Below are 20,641 nucleotides of genomic sequence, written 5' to 3' on the forward strand. Positions count from 1 at the left end.
CTTTGAGCAGCAACGGCATCCCCGAAGATCTCGCAGCTGCCCTCACCGGGCTCGCAGCGTTGCCGCGCGTCGTCGTAGCATCGGACTACGACGGCTGCATGGCGCCGATAGTTTCGCGCCCGCAAGACGCCAAACCCAATCCAGCGTCGGCAGCAGCAATCGAAAGCCTTGCGACAGCACCGGATACGTTGGCAGCGGTGGTATCGGGGCGGGCCCTATCCGACTTACGCGCATTGTCGGGTCTCAGTACGAGAGTCACCCTGATCGGCAGTCACGGCAGCGAGTTCGCTGACGGCTTCACCGTACCGATCACACCCGACGACACTGCGCGGCTGAGTCGCATCGTCAGTGAATTCCATTCACTGGCAACTCGATTCAACGGCGTCACCGTCGAGGTGAAGCCGGCCAGTACGACACTCCACGTACGCAACGCCTCCCCCGACGACGCGCAGGCCGCACTGGTCGCTGCCCGCACCGGCCCCGCAACATGGCCCGGCGTACACGCCACCGAAGGCAAAGCTGTGATCGAACTGGCCGTCATCGAGACCAGCAAAGGTATCGCGCTGGACAGCCTACGCAACCAATTCGACGCCAGCGCCGTCGTCTATCTTGGCGACGACGTGACCGACGAGAAAGCATTCGCCCACCTGCGCCACGGTCGGGATGTGAGCATCAAAGTCGGTGAAGGTTCGACCGGCGCAGAATATCGAATTCCTGGGACCGATAGCGTGGCAGCGGTTTTGGAAACCCTGGCGCAGTTGCGTCGCCGCTGAAATTTCGTCCCCCTCATAGAGCTCGGAGGGCAATATGCCCTTTGACCACAGCGAGGGGGACGAAAAATCCCGGGCGGGCACGCCCTCAATCAGCCGAAAGCGTCACTGACGTAATCGGATCCGCGTACAACACGCTCAACGCCACCACGATCGCCGCACCCTCCTGCACTCGTAGCCCAAATCTCGACGGACACAGCTCCAACGGCCAGGGCGTATGGCTCGCAGCGTCGAACGCAGCCTGGATCGGCGCCAGCCCGCGCGGATGTCCGGCGAACGCATCACCCGCGACGACAATCGCATCCGGATTCAGCACATCACGCATCATCGCCAACGACTGTCCGAGTACCCGGGCACGCTCATCAAGCAGTTCGTGATCTTCGGGAGTCTGCCCCCTACGCAGTGCGGCGGCCTGCAATGCCTCCGAGCCGATAACGTCCTGCAAGGTCGTCGACAGCGGCGACACCTGCACGGCATCTGCCGCCAGCAACGGCGCGTCAACCGGCAGATGCGCGATCGTCCCAGCACCCCGCGCGGGCACCCGCACCTTGCCGTCGAATGTTATTGCCATACCTACGGTTTCGCGCGCGTAACAGAAGAGTCCGGTGCCGCCGCCGTCTTGCGGGAATCCAAGGAGAAGCTCGGCCGCGGCCATCGCCTGCACATGCTCACACACCGACACCGGCACACCGAGGGCTTCGGTGAGGCGCAGCCCAACCGGAACCCGCCGCCATCCGAGTACCGGATGGTCGACGACACCCGAATGTTCGTCAACGTCGCCGCCCAGGGCCACGCCGCCCCACATGAGCCGGCGCCCACTGAATCGATCCGCTAATTCGCTTAGCTGCGTGGACAATTGGCTGATCGCGTCATTTCCATCGCCACTCGGTGTGGCCACCGCGTGGCTGTAGAGGGTTCGGCCGCCGATGTCAGCGATAGCCAGCAGGGTGCGCTTGGCGCCGATATGCATGCCGGCGACGCATAGTTTGTCGCGGTCGGTGGTCAGCGGATTCTTCGGGCGCCCAATGCTGCCCGGATCGACGAGGTCGGGTCGTTCCACAGTCAGCCCCACCCTCGTGAGTGCGTGAAGCTGTCGATTCACCGTCGCAGCCGACAGGCCGGTGGCCAGAACAAGTTGATCGCGGGTAATCGGCCCACCGGTACGAACGGCTTGAAGAACAGCAGCAGCGGGCACCGAACCCACGTGCAGCTCGGCAGCGACTACACCGGAACGCGACATGGCCACGAATCTAGCAGTGACTAGGCTGGTTTCATGACTTCCGCCTCATCTGACGATCGATCTGCAATCAGGGCTGATGCTAACCCTTCCGAACGTCGTGTTGCCGTGGTAACAGGAGCCAGTTCAGGTATCGGTGAGGCCACCGCGCGCTTACTCGCCGCGCAGGGCTATCACGTGGTCGTCGGCGCACGACGCCTCGACCGCATCCAACAGCTCGCCGACGAGATCGGCGGCAGCGGCTATCGACTCGATGTCACCGACCAGCAGTCGGTGACCGACTTCATCGCAAGACTCGACCGAGTCGACATTCTGGTCAACAACGCAGGTGGCGCTAAAGGCGTGCGATCGGTCGCCGAAGCCGACCTCGACGAGTGGCGCTGGATGTGGGAAACCAACGTACTCGGCACACTTCGTCTGACCAAAAGCCTACTGCCAGCGCTGATCTCCTCCGGAGACGGCTTGATCGTCACCGTCACCTCGGTCGCGGCTTTGGAGGCATATGACAACGGTGCCGGTTATACCTCGGCCAAACATGCCCAGGCATTGCTGCACCGGACGCTACGGCTCGAGTTGCTAGGGCAGCCGGTACGACTGACCGAAATCGCACCGGGCATGGTGGAGACCGAATTCTCCGTCGTACGCTTGGGTGACCAGGCCAAGGCCGATGCGATCTACGAAGGTCTGACGCCACTGTCCGCCGACGACATCGCCGAGGTGATCGGATTCGTTGCGTCGCGCCCACCGCACGTCAATCTCGACCAGATCGTCATCAAGCCTCGCGATCAGGCGAACGCGCGACGAAATATCAAGAACAACAAGTAGTTTGTGTTGTGGGACAGTGGAATTCGCTGGCTTGCGGGGTCTCGATACACCTCGTCGCTAGCGCTCCTCGGCACTCGACCAGCGAGTTGGGGGCGCAGCCACCGAACTCCGGCACTCGACCAGCGGTTGGGGGCGCAGCCAGCGACATTCGAACCCGACCGCCTACCGCGGCACCGGTGCGCCCTTCGGCGTCGCGGGCGCAGTCTTCGACGGCGCCTGGCCCTTGACCGCCGACCAACTCTTCCAGGTCTCCCAGCTGACCGCCCAGTCGTAGATGTCGCCATCAGCTTCGGACAGATCGATACGAGTGCCGGTCACCTCAACCGGATCGCCATAGATCGCAGTCGCGAAATACTGCTCGGCATTTGCCAGCGATAGATTGATGCAGCCGTTGGTGACATTCGAAGCACCTTGTACGCCAACGGTTTCCGGGTTGGCGTGGATGAACTCACCGTTATTCGAGATGCGCACCGCCCAGCGTTCTCGAATATTGAAGTAGCCCGCGGCCGGATTACTCATATAGAAGTCGGCGTGCTTCTCACTGACCACGTGAATGCCCGACCGAGTGACATTCCGGTCAACGTCGCCCTGACCGTAGCTGCATGGAATCGTCATCAAAGTGGCACCGCCGCGGATCACCACGATCTGATGCGACGACGCCTCGGCCTTCACGACCTGTGCGCGGCCGATGACGAAATCGCTGGTGACATCGCTATCACCGTAAGCGCCGCCACCGAAGTCGAGTCCGTAAAACTTGGCGGTCACATGCACTTTGGTGCCCGGTTCGAAGTATTCCCTGCTGCGCCAGTGAATCCGCGACCCGTTGTCTTCACCAAGCCAGGCCCAACTGCCTTCGGTATGTGGCGTCGTGGTGACCGTCAACGCGTTCTCGACAGCCTCCTTGTCATCGACGGTCCCATCGAATCTCAAAATGATCGGTGCGGCGATGCCAACTTCTTGGCCGTCGGCGATATTCACGACGACGCCGATCTTCTCCTTCGGCGCCAGCGTGGTGAACGATCCGTCCAACTTCCGCGACACTCGGTCATAGCCCACCGCACTGCCCGACCAGGTGTATTTGGTCCCGTACCCGAGCGGCACACTGACGGTGAAAGTCATCCGATCGTCCGACAGGGTTCCGGGAACCGCATGGCCGGCAGCGTTGAGCAACTTCACATCGGGATTGAGTACACCGCCGCCCGCTGTGACTGAGAATTTCTCGGTCGGGTTGGGCGGCGCGCTATCGAGTGCGGGCGAGAAGGTCAACGTGACGGTCGGCTGACGTGGTCCGGTCGGTTTTTTGGGCGTGGAATCTGTCGCACACGCGGCCGCTGCACCGGCCACCGCGAGCCCGGCCGCGGCGAGTACCGCGCGCCGTGTCGGCCCTTTGGCATTCATTGGACCGAGTTTACCGGCGGCGGGCCCCATACATGCGCCGGCAATTATGCGTGTGGCGCAGCCGACAGTCGCGACGTCGTGTAGTCAGGCGTCCGGAAACCCGTCGAGCACCGCCCGCGTACCGGACAAACCTAGCCGTGTCGCGCCCGCTTCTACCAGGTCAGCGGCGAATTCCGCGGTGCGGATGCCGCCACTGGCTTTCACCCCGACCCGGTCGCTGACCGCGGCACGCATCAATCGCACTGCCTCGACACTCGCACCGCCAGCCGGATGAAAACCGGTGGAGGTCTTCACAAATCCGGCACCGGCCTGCTCCGCCCGTCGACATACCTCGGTCACCGTGTCGGGGCCGGCTAACGACAGCAACGCCGCCGACTCGATGATGACTTTCAGCAGCGCGGCGTCGCCGAGCGCTTCACGCACCGTCAGGATGTCGGCGAAGACTTCGTCGAAACGTTGATCGACGGCCATACCGACGTCGATGACCATATCGACTTCGCGTGCCCCGGAATCGGCGGCGAGTCGCGCTTCGGCGGCCTTAACCAGCGAATGGTGCTTCCCAGACGGAAATCCCGCTACTACGCATAACACCTGATTGCCGGTGTCGATGGGCAACATCGACGGCGACAGGCATACGGCGTAGGTACCCAATTCGGCTGCTTCCGCGACGGTAGCCTGCGCTTGCGCGCGCGTCGCCTCCGGCTTGAGCAGCGTGTGGTCGACCAGCGCGGCGACGTCGGATCGAGTCAAGGAACGGGGGTTTGGCGAAGTCACGGAGTCGAGCTTGACACACTGACTAGGTGACCGCCGCCGACGCCCCGCAAAATTCGCAGCCCGACGCCAGCGATCGATATGTGTTGACGTTGGGTTGTCCCGACCAGACCGGCATCGTCGCACGGATCTCGGCCTTCCTGCTCGATGCCGGCGGCTGGATCACCGAAGCCGCCTATCACTCCGACGATGAGACCGGGTGGTTCTTCACCCGGCAGGCGGTTCGGGCGGATTCGATCACCGTCGGCTTCGAGGAGCTGCGCGGCCGATTCGCCGAAACCGTCGCCGCAGAATTCGGCCCGCGGACCGACTGGAGACTGACGTCCACTCGCGAGCCGAAGAAGGTCGTCCTCCTGGTCAGCAAGGATAGTCACTGCCTGATCGACCTACTCGGGCGCGCCAACCGCGGCGAATTGCCAGCGCAGATCAGTGCCGTCATCGGGAATCATGCCGACCTCGGCGAGCTGTGTACCAGTTTCGGTGTGCCGTTTCATCATGTCCCGTTCGGTGACGACAAGTCGGCCGCATTCGCGCGGGTCTCCGATATCGTCGACGCCGTCGAGCCCGACGCCGTGGTGCTGGCCAGATTCATGCAGATACTGCCGTCTGAACTCTGCGAGCGCTGGGCCGGACGCGCCATCAACATCCATCACAGCTTCCTGCCCAGTTTCGTCGGGGCGCGGCCCTATCACCAGGCATTCGCCCGGGGCGTCAAACTGATCGGCGCCACCTGCCACTACGTGACCGCCGAACTCGATGCCGGACCGATCATCGAACAAGACGTCACCCGCATCGACCACACTGATTCGACAGCCGACATGGTCCGTCAGGGCCGCGACATCGAGACATTGGTCCTCGCCCGCGGCGTTCGCTGGCATCTGGAGGACCGAATTTTGGTACACGGCCGCAAGACGGTCGTATTCGACTAGGACTTCACCAACTCGCGGATGGCCGGCCATCGCAGCGTCGGCCGCGTCAGATTGGCAGCGATGACGACCTGATCGCCTCGCGCCGCGAATTCGATGCCGTCGTCGCCGACGATGATCTGCTCGACGGTGGCGTATCGCTCGATGGCGGTCCGCAGCGTATTGCCGAGATCATCGACGATTGCCTGCGCGAACTGCGTCGGCAACCCGAACACTAGTGTGTGCACCCGAGTCACCACGAAACTGATACCTTCACCGCCGAATTCGGGGCGAATCGTGAGGGTCAACGGCAATGCCAGCACCGGCGTGCGGGCAACGATGTCCACTCGAATGCTGCGCCGGCCGGCACTGCCTCTGAGGCGGACGAGCTTATGCGGCGACGAGCCGAATAACTCACGCTCACTGACGAATTCGACGATTCGCGAATACGGCAGATATCCCTGGCAGACAACGGTCTCCAAGGTCGAGGTCGAGTCGTCACCGGTGATCCCGACTAACCGTAGCGATATCGTCACATCACCCGGCGTCGTCTGGGTGGCAATCTCGACCCAATCGACCGACCGTGAAAGCGATTGCCAGATAATCGATTTCGGCCCGAAGGACGTCACCGTAGGCAAGCCCGCCGCCTCGTGGCACCGTTCACGCACCGCCGCGTCGATCTTTGCCCGCGCGACGCCTTCGGCGGCGAGGAACACCCCACCGACGAAGGCAACCGCGAGCAGCAGCGCGACGAGCAGGGTCATCGCAGCAGTCTAAACGCAGCGGCCGACGGCCGACCGGTCGCGATCAGAACAGGGAAGAGCAGCTTCCACTCGGGCTCGACACATCCTGCTTGAGGCTGACATTGTCACCGGCGACGACGAAGTCGATCCCGGTGTCGGTGACCTTGAGCGAGGTGAACTTCACCGTGTCAAACATCGAGTCGAACATCGATTTCGACACCTGGTCGACGATGCCCTGCGCGAAATCCGACGGGATACCGAAAATTGCAGCCGTCGCGTTGGTCACCTTGAACGAAATCTTGCCATCGGCGATCTCAGGTTTCATCGTGACCGACACCGGAATCGGGATAAACGCCAACGTGTACGTCGAGTCAATCTTGATGGTTCCGTCGGCGGCGTTGCCTTCGACCTTCGTGATCTGCGTGTCACTCGATGACAAGCCGCCGGTCTCACCCGGCGTCGTCGACGACGGTGTGGTGCCGAACCCACCGGTCTTCGACAGTTCCATCACACGTGCGAAGGACAACGAGCCGTTACCGGCGATCGACCCGACCTTCGACGTGTCGCCATCCTGCGACAGGTTATCGAGCCGCATATGCAATTTCGTGCTGGCATCGGCGGCATCTTTGGTGTCGATCTGCACGAACGGAATATCGCCGGACATCCACTGCAGGAGCACTGGCTTTCCGCTCAGCGACACATCAGCTTCCGAACCCGTGAATTCGCTGACCCCTTGCGAGAGACAATCTTTGACCTTGTGCCGGAAATAGAGCTCCCCGCCTGCGAAGGCGATCACCAGCAGTAGCACCACCCCGACGCTGACCAGTGCAATGATTTTGCCGAGATGCCGTTTTGCCGGCGGATAATTGGACACCTGCGGGCTTTCGGACTGACCCGACGGTTGCGGGGTTCCAAACGCTTCGCTTGGGCTCCCGAAACTCGCCGTCGAGCCGACCGGCACGAAATCATCGTCGGCACCCTCGGGTACCTGTGAATATGCTCGAGCCGAGGGGTCGGTCGGCGGCGGCGGAAGCTGCGTGGTCTCCGGCGACTTGTCGGGGTCGGTGGACTCATCGCGTGGTTCGTCGGTCATGTTCCGGCGGTTCTCCTCGTATGGCGCTCGGTGCACCGGGGTTCGGTCAGCGGATCGGTGTTCGGTTCGCGAGGACCCCGAGCCGCTCACGTGCCGTAGCAACGATGGACAGGTCGACGTCGAAGATAACTGTGGCGGCCGTCTCACCGAAGGTCGATACAACGGTACCGAATGGATCTGTGAGCTGACTGAACCCGATACCTGTCGGCGCCTTACCCACACGTATCTCCTCGTCGTCGGGCAACGCCTGCCCGACCGCGGCAACATACGACGCGCAGTCAAGTGCACGGGCGGTCGCCAGGGTCTGCCATTGATGCAATTTGCCGGGCCCTGATCCCCACGACGTCGGGACGGCGATCAGCTCGGCACCCAATTCTGCGAGCGCCACGAATTGATCGGGAAAGCGCAGGTCATAGCAGGTTGCGACGCCGACGGTATGCCCGTCGATCTCAACGGTGACCAGGCGATCTCCCGGTGCGACGGTCGCGGATTCAGCGAATCCGAAGGCATCGTAGAGGTGGATCTTGTGATAGCCGGTCCGCGTGCCGTCGGGGCCGGCGATCAGCAACGTGTTGTAGACCCGGCCGACATCGGCCGGCGTGAACATACCGGCGATGACAGTGAGCCGATGGCGCGATGCCAGCTCGGCTACCGCGCTCGCCCACGGACCGTCGAGCGGCTCGGCGACCGGTGCCAGCGGAACTCCGAATCGACACATCGCCGCTTCTGGGAAGATCACCAAATCTACACCGTGAGCTGCGGCTTCTTCGATTTCAGCGCTCAACGTCGCCAGATTGGCAGCAGGATCGCTGCCACTGGAGATCTGAGCCAGGGCAAGACGCATGACACTCACCCTAGACGGGCGCGACGACGTCCCACGGCACGGTGAGGACATTGTCTCGGGTGGTCCGCCGGGCGACGTCGACCGGTACCCCGGCAACGCGCATCAGGCGCACCGTTTCCCGCCACCGAATCCGCTGTCCGAATGATGCGTGTGCGGCCGCCATCGTCCAGCAACGATCGGCCACGGTGAGCAGTTCGTGCACCCGTTCGCCTGGCACATTGCGGTGAATGAGCGCTTTGGGCAGTCGCGGTGCGAGTTCGGAGGGAGGACCGGTGTGCTCGGGCGCCCAGCTGAGCGTCAGGGTCCGTGGGCCGACGGCGTCGAGCAGTATCCAGCAGCAGCGACGACCGATCTCGTCGCAGGTGCCCTCGACTATCACGCCGCCCGGGGCGAGAGCGTCTTGCATCTGCCGCCATGCCCCCTCGACCTCGGACTCGTCATATTGCCTCAGCACGTTGAACGCCCGCACCAGTTGTGGTCGCAGACCTGCCAATTCGAATCCACCGACCGCGAATTCGACGCCGTCGATGGCCGACACCACGCGATCAGGATCAATCTCCAGGCCGACTAGGCGCAATGCGGGGTGATGGGCCCGCAACCGAGCGGCCATCTCGACGGCGGTATGCGGTCTGCCGCCGTAACCGAGGTCCACCGCCAGCGGCGATGGAGTTGAGTTGAGCGCGGCGAGAACCGCCGGACTCGACGCCATCCACCGATCCACCCGGCGGAGCCGGTTGATATTCGTCGTGCCGCGGGTGACGCGGCCCGATGGGCGAGGGTCAGAGATTCTTGTTGACCCAGTCCGCGGCGTACTCGGCCTCGGCACGGAACAGGTCGACGAGGTTGACCAACATCATCTGCTCGAGTTTGCCGTTGATGAACGGGATGAAGACCTTGACCTCGGAGGTCTTGCGGATGGTGCACCCGGTCTCGGTGGGGAACAGTTCCTGCCATCCGTTGAGGCTGCCCGGGCCGGCCGGAATCGACGCGTCGTAGTTGCCTGTGGTCTTCTCGGGGTCGAATGCTCCGAACGACTCCTCGCGGGTGATGACCATATCTTTCATCAACACCGTCTGTGCCAGCGGCGGAAGCTGATCGCGACCGATCGTCTGCTTGAGCACCACCCGCATACCGGCGTCACCGGATTCGAATTCCGCGACTTCGCAATGCGGCGAGATCATCTGGAATCCCGCCATCATGTCATCCCAGTACTGCCGGCTGCTCTGCGCAGCGTAGAGCTTTTCCACCGGATGCTTGTATCGAGCTGAATAGCTGAGCCGTCGTGCCATAAGCGTCACGTTACCGCTCGCAATTCACCTAAACCCAATTGACACGGGTCATTTCGGCCATTTCGGCCGTCAGCGGTGAGCTTGCTCCCATTCGACGGTGTGCTCCTGCTCAGCGTCAAGCAGCACGATGAGCTGGTCGAGGATGGCCTTTTCCACCTTGCCGCCGACGAAGGGGATGTTGACGTTGACCGTTCCGGTGTAGCGCGTCGTCGACTCTGGCGCACCAGACGTCGACAGCTTGCCGTCGACCTTGGCCGGCGCACCGTCGACTGTCGCGGTCAGTTCGCCGACGATGATGTCGCCCTGGCGGCGCAAGACCGATTTACGCGGGATATGTAGGTCACCCGGACGGATTTTGGTCACCATCGACGGCAGTTTGTCTGCCGGGACGGTCTGCGTCATCGTGACGGTGACGGTATCGCCGTCGTGAGTGAAGGTGTCCAGGCCGCCGTGGCCAATCGCTTCGAGAAGGTCGTGCCAGTATTGCTCGGTGGACACTACGGTCCAGAGCCGTTCGGTGGAAAAGGGATAGCTGACCGAGTGTTCCAAGGTGCTCGCCATACGAACAATCCCATCACATCGGCCAGCACGACGTGTGTCCAACTCCCCGGTATTCGCCGACAGCGCACCGACCGACGGCAAATTGCACCGTTCGCGCTAGCCTCTGATGGTGAATTCTCCTCGCCTGGCCGATCTGACCACGCTCCGTCTCGGCGGGCCGGTCGGTTCATTGATCCGCGCGACGACCACCCCCGACGTCATCTCAGCGCTGCGTCACGCCGACGCCGATGGTGTCGATGTATTGGTCGTCGGTGGCGGCTCCAACCTCGTGATAGCCGATGATGGATTCCGCGGCACCGCCGTGGTCATCGCGACGTCGGGTCTGGAACTCGGCTCCGACGCCGGCCGCGCGTTCGTCACCGTCGAGGCCGGAAAGCCTTGGGATTCAGTTGTTTCGGCGACGATCGAAGCCGGATTCGGTGGGCTGGAATGCCTTTCGGGTATTCCCGGATCCGCTGGCGCCACCCCGGTACAGAACGTGGGCGCATACGGCGTGGAGATCGCTGACCTCCTGCGCGAGGTGACGCTGTACGACCGGGCGTCGGGTACCAGCGCAACCGTCGGACCGGACGCCCTGGCGTTGAGCTATCGCACCAGCAGCCTTAAGCATCGCAGCGACCGGATCGTGACGTCGGTGTCGTTGTGGCTCAACGACAATGGTCGTTCGCAGCCGTTGCGCTACCGCGAGTTGGCGCAGGCGATGGGTGTGAACGAAGGCGACCGGGCATCGGCTGCGGCGGTTCGCGACCAGGTGCTGAGCCTGCGGCGCGGCAAGGGAATGGTCTCCGACGCCGACGATCATGACACCTGGAGTGCCGGTTCGTTTTTCACCAATCCGATCCTGCCGGCCGACGAGGCTGCGGCGGTCTTCGCGCGGATCCATCAGCGCATCGGCGACGACATCACCATCCCCCGCTACGCAGCCGACGACGGCGTTAAACTGTCCGCGGGCTGGCTGATCGAACGGTCGGGCTACTCGCGCGGTTATCCCGGACCGGACTCACCAGTCCGCTTGTCGACCAAACACACTCTGGCGCTGACGAATCGGGGAAACGCGACCACCGAAGAACTACTCGATCTGGCCCGCGACGTGCGCGGCGGCGTGCATCATGCATTTGGCGTATGGCTCACACCCGAGCCGGTCCTGGTCGGGTGTGAGTTCTGACGCCCGGACTACGACGCCAGTTCGGCCGCTTTGTCGGCGAGTACGGCGTCGAGCAGTTGATTGAACTTCTCCCCCGCCTCGATACTCGACATGTGGCCAACGCTGTCCCACACCACGTAGTCGTGCAGGAAACCGTTGCGCCGTAACCGATCTGCCATCAGATCTGATTGCACTTGCGGAAGTAACTTGTCCTCGGTCCCGATGACGACGGTGGTCGGCACGGTGAGCGCGTCCAATGCCGAGGCGGCGTCGAATTTTGCCAGCGCAGACCCGCACGACGCCCGACCGATCCGGTCGCAGCTGCTGACCATCTCGTCGACGAATTCGACGTGGGCGGCTCGCGCCCGGTCCCGCATCGAAATGTACTGGCCGATCTTGGCGCCGGCCGCCACCCGCGGCGTCGGCGCCGGGGTTGATGCGACGAGATATGCCGCGAGCACGCGGAACGGCTCACCGAATCTCGGCATGGTCGACGGCGCGATCTGCATATTGCTGAGAATCTTCTCCGACGCGGTTGACACCAGGAAGATATGCGAAATCTGTTCTGCCACTTGGTCGGGGAACTGCTGCGCCCAGGTCTGAATGGTCATGCCACCCATGCTGTGGCCCATCACAACCGCCTTGCGGCCGGATGGCAATACGGCCCCCAGGACGGCGTTGAGGTCACGGCCAATCAGTTCGGCAGTGGTGCGCTCATGTCCCAATGTGCTATCGCCGTGACCGCGCTGGTCGTAGGCGACGATGGTGCGCCCCGGATCGGTCGCCAGCAGATGATTGATCTGGGGCAGCCAGTAGTCGGTGTTACAGGTCCAGCCGTGCACCATGACGACGACGTCGCCGGTGCTCGCCGAGGGTTCAGGGCCGTAGGTCAGCACATTGAGCGCGGCGCCGTCGGCTGCCGTGACCGTCGAGCGGCGCGGTGCGACAGCGGGTTTTGCCAGCAGCGGGTCGGGTCCGTCTTCGATGGCGGTGTAATTCAGCGCGGCCCGCACCAGGCTGCCCAGCACCGTCACGACACCGGCCGCGGTGACTCCGATTCCCAGCGCCGCCGCACCGCCGGCAACCAGGCCAACATTCTTGATCTTCACTGACTTTGCCACTTATTCATCACTTTCCTTGGCCGCCGAGTCGGAAGACTCATCGGCGGAGAACTCGTCGGGCGGCGACTCGAAATACTTTGACGCCATCCCGACCGCTTGGGAGATCTCTTTGTCCAACGCCCTACTGAACGTAGTCTCCACGATCTCGTGGGCCATCGGCCGCACGGTCTGGATCAGTCCGGCCACCTTCGCGATCTCGACGTCGCTCATATCCCTCAGCCGCTCGTCGAAATACCGATCAGTGATGATCGAGACGAAGCTATGCGCGACATCGGCGAGGTCAGCTTCCACCCGTAACCACCGGTCGAGGAGGGCGTCGATGTCGATACCGCCGCGAACCAACGCCTCAGCGCCTTCGAGGAGTTCCGGATTGCGAATCGCGTACTGAGCACCGTCCTTCGCCAGCAGGCCGAGGGTTTGCGACAGCGCGATCGTCCGGTCACTCGCGTTGAGGGTCTTGCGAAGCTCGGTGATCGTGATCGTCGCTGCGCGGCGCAGGCTACGAAGGCGCCCGCCTCGCGGCGAACCGCGCAACACATGCTCGACGGTCATGCCGTAATGCGCGGCATGTAGGAGCTCGCTGATAGTCGCGAAGGTGTAGCCGCGCTCGAGCATGCGCGAAATCAGATTGAGGCGAACCAGATGCTCGTCGGAATACCAGCCGGTGCGACCTTTGATGATCGGCGCGGGAAGTAGTCCGCGGTCTTGGTAGACGCGGATGTTGCGGACACTGACCCCGGAAACCTGGGCGAGGTCGTTGATACGGTACTCAGCCATTCTTGCGGAACCACGACCGTCCCTGAACGCTGTCCACCCGCGGACGCACGTCGACGAGGTATACGAGCATCGCGACGTCGGCGATGATGCCGAGGAAGCTCACCGCCCCGAACAACCAGATGAACAAAGTGGCCGCGGCCAGGATCGACACCCAAATGACTTTTGACTGACGATCAACCGCCGGGAACGCATCGGCGCGTTGCACCGCCGCGTGAACCAGCGCGACCGCGGCCGCGACGCCCGCGACGACGGTCAGAGCCAGCAACACAAAGTTCTGCGCGTAATTCAACACGGTAAGGAAGTCCACGGCACCTACTCTAACTACTCGGCCGCCTCGCCGAACGCAGTGTTGCCGGGCCGCGTATGCGACCCGGCAACATTGATGCGCTCAGCCCGATGGGCACGGGGTGAGATCTACTTCTTGGGAGCGGCTTTCTTGGCCGGAGCAGCCTTCTTCGCCGGAGCAGCCTTCTTTGCGGGTGCAGCCTTCTTGGCGGCGACCTTGGCCGGAGCAGCCTTCTTCGCCGGAGCGACCTTCTTGGCCGGAGCGGCCTTCTTGGCCGGTGCGGCCTTGGTGGCTGCGGGCTTGGTGGCTGCGGGCTTGGCCGGTGCGGCCTTCTTCGCCGGAGCCTTCGCAGCCTCGTCGGCAACGTCGGACGCGACTGCGTCGACCTTGTTTCCAGCCAAGTTGGCCAGCTTGGCGGCGCGCTCGCCGACGGCGCGGGTCTGGTCGGAGATCGAACCGAGAGCGTCTTCGGTCAGACCGAGTGCATCCTGGTAGACCTTCTCCAGCTTCGGCAGGTTCTCTTCGACCAGCGGCTGGGCCTTGATCTTCTCGACAACACCCTCACCGCGTTCGGAGAGCGAAGTGAGCAGTCCGGCCGCGACGGCGAGATACGCTTCGGCAACCTTCCGCAGCTCTTCCGGGCTGAACTTGGCCTTGAGCTCTTCAAGCTCGGCGGGCAGTTCGACGGGCAGGGAGGAAAGCTTGGCCTTGGCCTCTTCGAATCGCGCCAATGCGAGTTCCCAGGTCTCGTCGACCTTGGTCTGGGCCAGCTCACGGGTCTCGTCTACGCGGGCCTGCGCCTGGTCGCGGGCGGTCTCGCCACGCTCACGCAGCTGACCGAGAAGGTCGCTCACCTGAGTCACGGCGCTGCTGAATGGATTGTCGGTCATGGAAGTTCACTCCTTCGTCGAGTCATTGCTGACTGCGGCTTGCGATGCCTCTGCGGCTGTAAAAGTCGGCCCGCTTGCTGTGCTCCCGGCGCCGGACCCCTTGTTTTCGTGCCGGAAGGACTCGTAGATCTCCAGCAAAACCTGTCGTTGACGTTCACTGATCGACGCGTCGGCGATCAGGGCGTCTCGGACTGGACTCGCGGGACGTTCTTCGAGAATCCCGGCACGGACGTACAGCACCTCAGCCGAGACACGCAGCCCCTTGGCGATCTGCGCCAGCACATCGGCGGAAGGTTTGCGCAACCCTCGTTCGATCTGGCTGAGGTACGGATTGCTGACGCCTGCGCGTTCCGCCAACTGGCGGAGCGACACCTGCGCAGCAACACGCTGCGACCGAATGAAGCCGCCGATATCCGATGCGGCATTAACCACATCCGACGCCGCGGCCGTCACCGCGTCCACCGGACCGCCGATCTTCGCATCCGTGTCGACATCGGCTGACGACGACGTCGAAGGCTTGGTTGCGGGCGATTCCGGCATCGTGTTCGACTCCATCCCTTATCGGTCATCGTCAGTATCAGCCAGGGTGCTAACAAATGCAAGCGCCGAGCTAGCGTTGTACTCAATCGACGCCTAATGTTGCGTCGCAAGCGACTCTGGGTATGCCTCGCCGATGCTTCCAACCGGGGCGCGTGTCAGCCGAAGAACAGCACCGAGACCGAATAGATGACCAGTCCGGCCAGCGCACCGACGACGGTACCGTTGATTCGGATGAACTGCAGGTCACGGCCGACCTGTAATTCGATCTTGCGGCTGGTCTCCTCGGCGTCCCAGCCGCGTACCGTCTCGGTGATCACCGAGATAATCTCCTGTGAATAGTTGGTCGCGACGTGACGCGCGACGCGTGCGACCCAGCCATTCATCTTCTGCTGTAGCCCCTGATCGTCGCGGATCCGGGTGGCGACCTGAATCACCGAGTCGGACAACGTCTTTCGCAACGTGCTGTTCGGATCGTCGAGCATCTGCTCAATCACCGCCTTGCCGGTTTTCCATGCCGTCGACGCCGCGCCGGTCACTTCGTCGCGCCCAACGAGCTCGGTCTTGATCGCCTCGAATCGGGCGATGATCTCCGGGTCGTTCTGCAGTTCATCGGCGAACTGTTCGGCGTAGGCGTGCATCGCGATCCGCACGTCGTGATCCGGATTTGTTTTCACCTTCGCGGTGAACTCCACGAGCTCGCGATGAATCCGATCGCCGACGAGGACATTGACGAACTTCGGTGCCCACGCCGGACCGTCCCGATCGACAACGCGATCGATCAACTCCTGGCTACCGACCGCCCAATCGTGTGCTCTGTCACATGCGAGTTGAATCACTGGTTCGAGGCGGTCTTCGGCGATCAACTGCTGCAGGATCCGGCCGACCGGCGGAGCCCATTCCGGCTCGGCCGCCCACCTGATCGCCGACATGATGAGTTGTTCGACATCCTCGTCCCGCAACATCTCCGACGCCAACGTCAATGCCCGCGACGCCTCGTCGGCGACCCGTGGCGCATTGACCGGATCGGCCAACCATGTCGACACCCGCCCGGGCAGATTCAGTGCTGTCGCACGAGACTCGATGAGATCGGGTGTCATGAAGTTCTCTTCGATGAACCCGCCCAATTGATCGCCGATCTGATCCTTCTTCTTTCTGATCAGCGCGGTATGCGGAATCGGCAGGCCAAGCGGCTGGCGGAACAGGGCGGTTACCGCGAACCAGTCCGCGAGCGCACCGACCATGCCGGCCTCCGACGCCGCGCGCACATACCCGACCCACTCCGCGACATCAGCACCATCGCGACTCTCCAGCCAACGAGTGAACAGGTAGACGATCGCCGCGAAAACCAGAAATCCGGTCGCCACGAACTTCATTTTGCGCAGGTCGCGACGTCGTTGAGCGTCGCCGTCTGGCGACCCCAACCCCGACAGTCCCGGCGCGGATGTCTGCAAAACGGGAAGCGATGCGTCACCGCCGGTGACGGTGACGCTTTCGGGTAAGGGTCCAGACTGCATGAAACCAGTCTTACCGAATCCCCACTAGGCTAACCAGGTGCCTCCCAACAGACCCACCCCCGTCGGGGCCGCCCGCGCCGCGGCGGCGGCAGCAGCGAATGTCACCCGCGGCATCGAACAAGCACTCATCAGTGCGACCGAGGCATCGAAGCCGCGGTCGGGCGGGCCGGAGAGCGACGGTCGCAAACAGCGGTGGGAACGGCATAAGACTCAACGTCGAGAACAGTTGGTCGAAGGCACCATCGCCGCGATTTCCAAACTCGGTTCCCACGCCGGAATGGACGAGATAGCCGGACATATCGGCGTCTCCAAAACCGTCCTGTACCGGTATTTCACCGACAAGGGCGATCTGGCCAGGTCGGTGTCGGCATCGTATTTTCAGAACACCTTGCTCCCCCGACTGCTTCAAGCCATCGTCGAAGACCGGGCCGAATTCGATCAGACTCGCGGCATCATCTCCGCATTCGTCACCACCGTCGCCGACGCGCCGCAGGTCTACCGCTTCGTGAGCGGTCGCGCAACGGCTGCCTTCGACGAACCCGAAGCGGTCGTCGTCAAACTCATCACCGCGGTCCTATCGGCTCGCCTCACCGCACGCGAATCCGACGTCCGGGGTGCGGCCATCTGGTCACACGCGGTGGTCGGAGCGACGCGCAACGTGGTGAACTGGTGGATTGCCAGTGATACCGACAGTTCGGCACAGGACGTCATCGACTACCTCACGATGCTGCTCTGGAGCGCTGCGGTCGGCGTCGCGCAATTCGACGGCTCGCGAGAACGCTTTTTTGCCGCACCACCGCCGCTACCGCCGGTAAGCTCCTGATCCATGAGCAAGTCACTGTGGACCGAACCCGCCCGGAAATCATTGCGCGCCAACGGTTTGGGGCCGATCGCCGCATTCGAACCGGAGTCCACACCGGGATTCGACGGCGACAAGGCGGACGGCGAACAGTTACTCGCCGAGCGCGGCGAACGTCTCGCGGACCTGCAAGAACTGCTGTACGCGAATGGTCGCTCCGGCGATCAGCGGTCGGTGCTGCTCATCCTGCAAGGTATGGATACCGCCGGTAAGGGCGGCATCGTCCGGCATGTTGGCGGCCTGGTCGATCCACAGGGATTGGCTATCACCGGCTTTGGCAAACCAACCGCCGAAGAACTCGCGCACGACTTTCTCTGGCGAATTCACAAGGCGTTGCCCGCGCGTGGGCGGATCGGGATCTTCGACCGCTCACACTACGAAGACGTGCTGCCCGTACGCGTGCATAATCTTGTGCCACAAGCGGAATGGGAGGCTCGCTACGACATAATCAATACCTTCGAACGTGAGCTGACCGAGCAGGGCACCACCATCATCAAATGCGCGATGGTGGTATCGAAGGACGAACAGAAGGCGCGTCTGACCGAACGTCTTGACCGTCCGGACAAGTACTGGAAATTCAACCCCGCCGACATCGACGAACGCGCGTACTGGGATGCCTATCTCGAGGCGTATCAGGCGATCTTCGATCGCACAGACACCGACGACGCACCGTGGCATATCATTCCGGCGAACCGAAAGTGGTTCTCCCGCTTGGCTATCTGCGAATTGTTGATCGCCGCGCTGGAAAGTCTGAACCTCGACTGGCCGCCAGCGGATTTCGACGTCGAGGAGCAAAAGAAGCGACTGGCCGCCTCGGAGTAGTCGTCACCGCAACACCCGGCGGGCGACCAGGCCGATGACCAGCCCCCAGAACGCACCACCGATGCCGGCAATGGTCATGCCCGCGCCAGCCGTGACGAAGGTCAACGCCGATGGGATCCTGTCCTGTTCATCGGCCAGCGCGCCAACCACCGACGAAGCGAATGTCCCCAACAGGGCCAGTCCCGCAACGGCTTCGATCAGTCCGGCCGGTGCGACGGCCGTCAACACCGTCAGTCCCCCGGCCAGCAGTGCAAGCGCCACATAGACTGCTCCCGCGCTGACTCCAGCGATCCATCGCCGCGACCGATCGGGACCCGCGTCATCACCGGCCGCCAACGCCGCCGACAACGCGGCGAGATTGATCGCGTGGCCACCGAAACACGCGGCGAGCATCGTGCCGACGCCGGTGACCGCCATCGACGCCCGCCACGGGGCCGCGTAACCGAAGGATTTCAGCACCGCCACTCCGGGCACATTCTGCGATGCCATCGTCACGATGTAGAGCGGCAGTGCCGTACCGATCAGCGCGGCGACCGTGAATGTCGGCATAGTGAATTGGACTGTCGGCCAACAGCTCTGGCCATCGGCCGGATGAACCCCCACGCCCCGAACGTAGAGGTCGACACCGATCACGACCAGCGCCGACACCAGCGCCAGCGGCAGCGCCCACCGTGGCACCCACCGCAACGCGAGCAACCACACGGCCAGAATCGGCAACGTCAGCCAGGGCTGCTCGCTGAGGGATTTCACCGGGGCCAGGCAGAGCATCATCAAGACACCGGCGAGCATCGCCTGCGCCAGGGAGGTCGGGATCCGGCTGACCAGATCACTCAGAAACGGTAGGAAACCGGTTGCCACCATCGCTATTCCAACGACTAGGAACGCGCCGACCGCGGCCGACCAGCCGCCTGGCACGGCGCCCGCCCCGGCAAGCATGGCCGCGCCCGGCGTCGACCACGCGAGGGTGATCGGCATCCGGTATCGGACACTCAAGACCATGATGCCCAACGCGAAGACCACGGTGAGTACGAACAGACCGGACGCCGCCTGCGCGGGATTCGCACCAGCCACCCGCAACCCGGCGATCACCACAACGAACGACGAGGTGAATCCCACCAGTGCGGTAACGAGACCGGCGACAACGGGCTGAGTGTTCTGCACGGAAACATCATAGGCACACCGTTCCGTAAACAGAACAGTGATACTAGGGTGATGAGCAACGACGAGATACGCCGGGCGGTGGCCGCCCGAGTGGCCGACCTGCGCGCCGAGCGCGGATTCTCGCTATCGGAACTCGCCCGTCGTGCCGGCATTGGCAAGGGATCGCTCTCTGAACTTGAAGCAGGACAACGTAACCCGACGCTGGATACGCTCTACGCCATCGCCGGACAACTCGACGTTCCGCTTACCGCACTGCTGGGTGAGCAATCTGGCACCGAAGGCACCGGAACGGGGATCGACGTCGCACTGCTGCATGTCGAACATCACCCCAACGGTGCGACTACCGAAGTGTTCTGGCTCCGACTCACACCCAACGCGCTGCGCACCTCCCCCGCACACGGTCGCGGCGTCGTCGAAAACCTGCATGTGGTCACCGGCGCCGTCACCGCCGGCCCCATCGGTGCCGAGCGGCACGCCGATACCGGCGAAAGCGTGTCGTGGCCAAGCGACGTCGTGCACATCTATCGCGGCGGTCCGGACGGCACGCTGGCCGTACTTACCATTCACTCTCCCGGCTGACCTGCACGTCCGATCAGCGAAGGTCTACCCGCCGCCTGGCTTCGGCGAGAAACGCACGTTGTACAGCCTGGGCGAACGTCTCCTGTAGGTCCTCGAACTTACGCTCGATCAACCAGGGCAGTTTAATCTTCAATTCAGCGGACATATTGGTCGAGAGCACAGCTCCGTCGTCGTGCTCAGCTATATCGAAAACACTGACCGAATTCCGTAACACCTTGCTCCGCACAATGCTCGTGGTACAGCCCGATGCGGTCCATTCGTACTGAACCAAGGCGTCGTCCTTGATTCCCAACGACGATGTCTTTGTCCTGACCAGCGCCGGCGCGCCAGTGTCGGTCCGCTCCAGAATCGTCGTCTGCGTGTGGATCGTTGGCCACGACGGCAGATACGGTCGCAACCATCGATCCAGGCCCTCGACATCGCGCAAGATATCCATCGTTTCCGCACGCGTCGCGGGTAGGACTAGTTCATGCTCCTGACTGATCATCGTTGCCTCCTGGAGTCGAAATGCG

The 20,641-nt window shown here is 63.0% G+C and carries 24 protein-coding genes; 7 read left to right on the forward strand and 17 right to left on the reverse strand.

Going from position 1 to position 20,641, the window contains the following annotated elements:
• Positions 1-2: 2 nt before the first annotated feature.
• Positions 3-773, forward strand: a complete 771-nt coding sequence (gene otsB / locus AAFP29_RS06040) for a trehalose-phosphatase (protein WP_419216446.1) — start codon at positions 3-5, stop codon at positions 771-773.
• Positions 774-858: 85 nt separating this feature from the next.
• On the opposite strand, the gene AAFP29_RS06045 is transcribed toward otsB, so the two are convergent.
• Positions 859-2,010: an ROK family protein gene (locus AAFP29_RS06045; protein ID WP_419216447.1), complete on the reverse strand. Its 1,152-nt coding sequence runs from the start codon at positions 2,008-2,010 to the stop codon at positions 859-861.
• 33 nt (positions 2,011-2,043) lie between these two features.
• Between AAFP29_RS06045 and AAFP29_RS06050 the strand changes: the two genes are divergently transcribed.
• The gene (locus AAFP29_RS06050) at positions 2,044-2,832 is read left to right on the forward strand and encodes an SDR family oxidoreductase (protein WP_419216448.1); all 789 of its coding nucleotides are present in this window, start codon (positions 2,044-2,046) and stop codon (positions 2,830-2,832) included.
• Positions 2,833-2,994: 162 nt separating this feature from the next.
• On the opposite strand, the gene AAFP29_RS06055 is transcribed toward AAFP29_RS06050, so the two are convergent.
• On the reverse strand, positions 2,995-4,230 hold the full coding sequence (locus tag AAFP29_RS06055; protein ID WP_419216449.1) for an Ig-like domain-containing protein: 1,236 nt from the start codon (positions 4,228-4,230) through the stop codon (positions 2,995-2,997).
• Positions 4,231-4,314: 84 nt separating this feature from the next.
• Positions 4,315-5,004 carry a deoxyribose-phosphate aldolase gene (deoC, locus tag AAFP29_RS06060; protein ID WP_419216450.1) on the reverse strand — a complete coding sequence of 230 codons (690 nt, stop codon included), beginning with the start codon at positions 5,002-5,004 and terminating at the stop codon, positions 4,315-4,317.
• Positions 5,005-5,030: 26 nt separating this feature from the next.
• Between deoC and purU the strand changes: the two genes are divergently transcribed.
• Positions 5,031-5,930: a formyltetrahydrofolate deformylase gene (gene purU / locus AAFP29_RS06065; RefSeq protein WP_419216451.1), complete on the forward strand. Its 900-nt coding sequence runs from the start codon at positions 5,031-5,033 to the stop codon at positions 5,928-5,930.
• Here purU and AAFP29_RS06070 read toward each other — a convergent pair.
• The 6 genes from AAFP29_RS06070 to AAFP29_RS06095 form a co-directional block, all read right to left on the reverse strand.
• On the reverse strand, positions 5,927-6,670 hold the full coding sequence (locus tag AAFP29_RS06070) for a hypothetical protein (RefSeq protein ID WP_419216452.1): 744 nt from the start codon (positions 6,668-6,670) through the stop codon (positions 5,927-5,929). The two genes, purU and AAFP29_RS06070, sit on opposite strands and share 4 nt — an antisense overlap.
• A 43-nt stretch (positions 6,671-6,713) precedes the next feature.
• The gene (locus tag AAFP29_RS06075; RefSeq protein ID WP_419216453.1) at positions 6,714-7,742 is read right to left on the reverse strand and encodes a DUF2993 domain-containing protein; all 1,029 of its coding nucleotides are present in this window, start codon (positions 7,740-7,742) and stop codon (positions 6,714-6,716) included.
• A gap of 46 nt (positions 7,743-7,788) precedes the next feature.
• The gene (locus AAFP29_RS06080) at positions 7,789-8,586 is read right to left on the reverse strand and encodes a carbon-nitrogen hydrolase family protein (RefSeq protein ID WP_419216454.1); all 798 of its coding nucleotides are present in this window, start codon (positions 8,584-8,586) and stop codon (positions 7,789-7,791) included.
• A gap of 10 nt (positions 8,587-8,596) precedes the next feature.
• Positions 8,597-9,295: a class I SAM-dependent methyltransferase gene (locus AAFP29_RS06085; RefSeq protein WP_419216455.1), complete on the reverse strand. Its 699-nt coding sequence runs from the start codon at positions 9,293-9,295 to the stop codon at positions 8,597-8,599.
• A 70-nt stretch (positions 9,296-9,365) separates the two neighbouring features.
• Positions 9,366-9,875 (reverse strand): DUF2505 domain-containing protein, encoded by a 510-nt coding sequence (locus tag AAFP29_RS06090; RefSeq protein WP_419216456.1) that lies wholly within the window; start codon positions 9,873-9,875, stop codon positions 9,366-9,368.
• A 69-nt stretch (positions 9,876-9,944) separates the two neighbouring features.
• Positions 9,945-10,436: a DUF2505 domain-containing protein gene (locus AAFP29_RS06095; RefSeq protein WP_419216457.1), complete on the reverse strand. Its 492-nt coding sequence runs from the start codon at positions 10,434-10,436 to the stop codon at positions 9,945-9,947.
• Positions 10,437-10,542: 106 nt separating this feature from the next.
• Between AAFP29_RS06095 and AAFP29_RS06100 the strand changes: the two genes are divergently transcribed.
• Positions 10,543-11,601, forward strand: coding sequence for a UDP-N-acetylmuramate dehydrogenase (locus AAFP29_RS06100; RefSeq protein ID WP_419216458.1), 1,059 nt, complete (start codon positions 10,543-10,545; stop codon positions 11,599-11,601).
• Between the two features lie 8 nt (positions 11,602-11,609).
• Here the strand turns inward: AAFP29_RS06100 and AAFP29_RS06105 are convergent, their stop codons facing one another.
• The 6 genes from AAFP29_RS06105 to AAFP29_RS06130 all read right to left on the reverse strand — a co-directional run bounded on the left by AAFP29_RS06105 (position 11,610) and on the right by AAFP29_RS06130 (position 16,708).
• Complete coding sequence (locus AAFP29_RS06105; protein WP_419216459.1) at positions 11,610-12,701, reverse strand: alpha/beta fold hydrolase; 1,092 nt, start codon at positions 12,699-12,701, stop codon at positions 11,610-11,612.
• The gene (locus tag AAFP29_RS06110; RefSeq protein ID WP_419216460.1) at positions 12,702-13,478 is read right to left on the reverse strand and encodes a MerR family transcriptional regulator; all 777 of its coding nucleotides are present in this window, start codon (positions 13,476-13,478) and stop codon (positions 12,702-12,704) included.
• The gene (locus AAFP29_RS06115; RefSeq protein WP_419216461.1) at positions 13,471-13,785 is read right to left on the reverse strand and encodes a DUF2516 family protein; all 315 of its coding nucleotides are present in this window, start codon (positions 13,783-13,785) and stop codon (positions 13,471-13,473) included. The genes AAFP29_RS06110 and AAFP29_RS06115 overlap by 8 nt, the downstream gene beginning before the upstream one ends.
• 107 nt (positions 13,786-13,892) lie before the next feature.
• Positions 13,893-14,654 (reverse strand): heparin-binding hemagglutinin, encoded by a 762-nt coding sequence (locus AAFP29_RS06120; protein ID WP_419216462.1) that lies wholly within the window; start codon positions 14,652-14,654, stop codon positions 13,893-13,895.
• Positions 14,655-14,660: 6 nt separating this feature from the next.
• On the reverse strand, positions 14,661-15,194 hold the full coding sequence (locus AAFP29_RS06125) for a helix-turn-helix domain-containing protein (protein ID WP_419216463.1): 534 nt from the start codon (positions 15,192-15,194) through the stop codon (positions 14,661-14,663).
• Positions 15,195-15,349: 155 nt separating this feature from the next.
• Positions 15,350-16,708 (reverse strand): DUF445 domain-containing protein, encoded by a 1,359-nt coding sequence (locus tag AAFP29_RS06130; RefSeq protein WP_419216465.1) that lies wholly within the window; start codon positions 16,706-16,708, stop codon positions 15,350-15,352.
• A gap of 37 nt (positions 16,709-16,745) precedes the next feature.
• Between AAFP29_RS06130 and AAFP29_RS06135 the strand changes: the two genes are divergently transcribed.
• Together AAFP29_RS06135 and AAFP29_RS06140 are read left to right on the forward strand one after the other, a co-directional pair.
• A complete protein-coding gene (locus AAFP29_RS06135; RefSeq protein ID WP_419216466.1) occupies positions 16,746-17,531 on the forward strand; it encodes a TetR/AcrR family transcriptional regulator in 786 nt (261 codons plus the stop codon).
• A 3-nt stretch (positions 17,532-17,534) separates the two neighbouring features.
• Positions 17,535-18,389 (forward strand): polyphosphate kinase 2 family protein, encoded by an 855-nt coding sequence (locus AAFP29_RS06140; RefSeq protein WP_419216467.1) that lies wholly within the window; start codon positions 17,535-17,537, stop codon positions 18,387-18,389.
• Between the two features lie 3 nt (positions 18,390-18,392).
• On the opposite strand, the gene AAFP29_RS06145 is transcribed toward AAFP29_RS06140, so the two are convergent.
• On the reverse strand, positions 18,393-19,550 hold the full coding sequence (locus AAFP29_RS06145; RefSeq protein WP_419216468.1) for a benzoate/H(+) symporter BenE family transporter: 1,158 nt from the start codon (positions 19,548-19,550) through the stop codon (positions 18,393-18,395).
• Between the two features lie 51 nt (positions 19,551-19,601).
• On the opposite strand from AAFP29_RS06145, the gene AAFP29_RS06150 reads away from it, so the two are divergent.
• Positions 19,602-20,129, forward strand: coding sequence for a helix-turn-helix domain-containing protein (locus AAFP29_RS06150; protein ID WP_419216469.1), 528 nt, complete (start codon positions 19,602-19,604; stop codon positions 20,127-20,129).
• A 13-nt stretch (positions 20,130-20,142) separates the two neighbouring features.
• On the opposite strand, the gene AAFP29_RS06155 is transcribed toward AAFP29_RS06150, so the two are convergent.
• Positions 20,143-20,616, reverse strand: a complete 474-nt coding sequence (locus AAFP29_RS06155) for a hypothetical protein (RefSeq protein ID WP_419216470.1) — start codon at positions 20,614-20,616, stop codon at positions 20,143-20,145.
• Between the last annotated feature and the right edge of the window lie 25 nt (positions 20,617-20,641).

It is taken from the genome of Gordonia sp. CPCC 205333 (genome assembly GCF_048537885.1).
In the GTDB taxonomy this organism is placed as follows: domain Bacteria; phylum Actinomycetota; class Actinomycetes; order Mycobacteriales; family Mycobacteriaceae; genus Gordonia.

Excerpts from the sequence above, each read along its gene's own strand:
- AAFP29_RS06045 (WP_419216447.1), bottom strand. The coding sequence starts at position 2,010 with ATGTCGCGTTCCGGTGTAGTCGCTGCCGAGCTGCACGTGGGTTCGGTG.
- AAFP29_RS06050 (WP_419216448.1), top strand. The coding sequence starts at position 2,044 with ATGACTTCCGCCTCATCTGACGATCGATCTGCAATCAGGGCTGATGCT.
- AAFP29_RS06055 (WP_419216449.1), bottom strand. The coding sequence starts at position 4,230 with ATGAATGCCAAAGGGCCGACACGGCGCGCGGTACTCGCCGCGGCCGGG.
- AAFP29_RS06070 (WP_419216452.1), bottom strand. The coding sequence starts at position 6,670 with ATGACCCTGCTCGTCGCGCTGCTGCTCGCGGTTGCCTTCGTCGGTGGG.
- AAFP29_RS06075 (WP_419216453.1), bottom strand. The coding sequence starts at position 7,742 with ATGACCGACGAACCACGCGATGAGTCCACCGACCCCGACAAGTCGCCG.
- AAFP29_RS06080 (WP_419216454.1), bottom strand. The coding sequence starts at position 8,586 with ATGCGTCTTGCCCTGGCTCAGATCTCCAGTGGCAGCGATCCTGCTGCC.
- AAFP29_RS06085 (WP_419216455.1), bottom strand. The coding sequence starts at position 9,295 with ATGGCGTCGAGTCCGGCGGTTCTCGCCGCGCTCAACTCAACTCCATCG.
- AAFP29_RS06090 (WP_419216456.1), bottom strand. The coding sequence starts at position 9,875 with ATGGCACGACGGCTCAGCTATTCAGCTCGATACAAGCATCCGGTGGAA.
- AAFP29_RS06095 (WP_419216457.1), bottom strand. The coding sequence starts at position 10,436 with ATGGCGAGCACCTTGGAACACTCGGTCAGCTATCCCTTTTCCACCGAA.
- AAFP29_RS06100 (WP_419216458.1), top strand. The coding sequence starts at position 10,543 with ATGGTGAATTCTCCTCGCCTGGCCGATCTGACCACGCTCCGTCTCGGC.
- AAFP29_RS06110 (WP_419216460.1), bottom strand. The coding sequence starts at position 13,478 with ATGGCTGAGTACCGTATCAACGACCTCGCCCAGGTTTCCGGGGTCAGT.
- AAFP29_RS06120 (WP_419216462.1), bottom strand. The coding sequence starts at position 14,654 with ATGACCGACAATCCATTCAGCAGCGCCGTGACTCAGGTGAGCGACCTT.
- AAFP29_RS06125 (WP_419216463.1), bottom strand. The coding sequence starts at position 15,194 with ATGCCGGAATCGCCCGCAACCAAGCCTTCGACGTCGTCGTCAGCCGAT.
- AAFP29_RS06130 (WP_419216465.1), bottom strand. The coding sequence starts at position 16,708 with ATGCAGTCTGGACCCTTACCCGAAAGCGTCACCGTCACCGGCGGTGAC.
- AAFP29_RS06140 (WP_419216467.1), top strand. The coding sequence starts at position 17,535 with ATGAGCAAGTCACTGTGGACCGAACCCGCCCGGAAATCATTGCGCGCC.
- AAFP29_RS06150 (WP_419216469.1), top strand. The coding sequence starts at position 19,602 with ATGAGCAACGACGAGATACGCCGGGCGGTGGCCGCCCGAGTGGCCGAC.
- AAFP29_RS06155 (WP_419216470.1), bottom strand. The coding sequence starts at position 20,616 with ATGATCAGTCAGGAGCATGAACTAGTCCTACCCGCGACGCGTGCGGAA.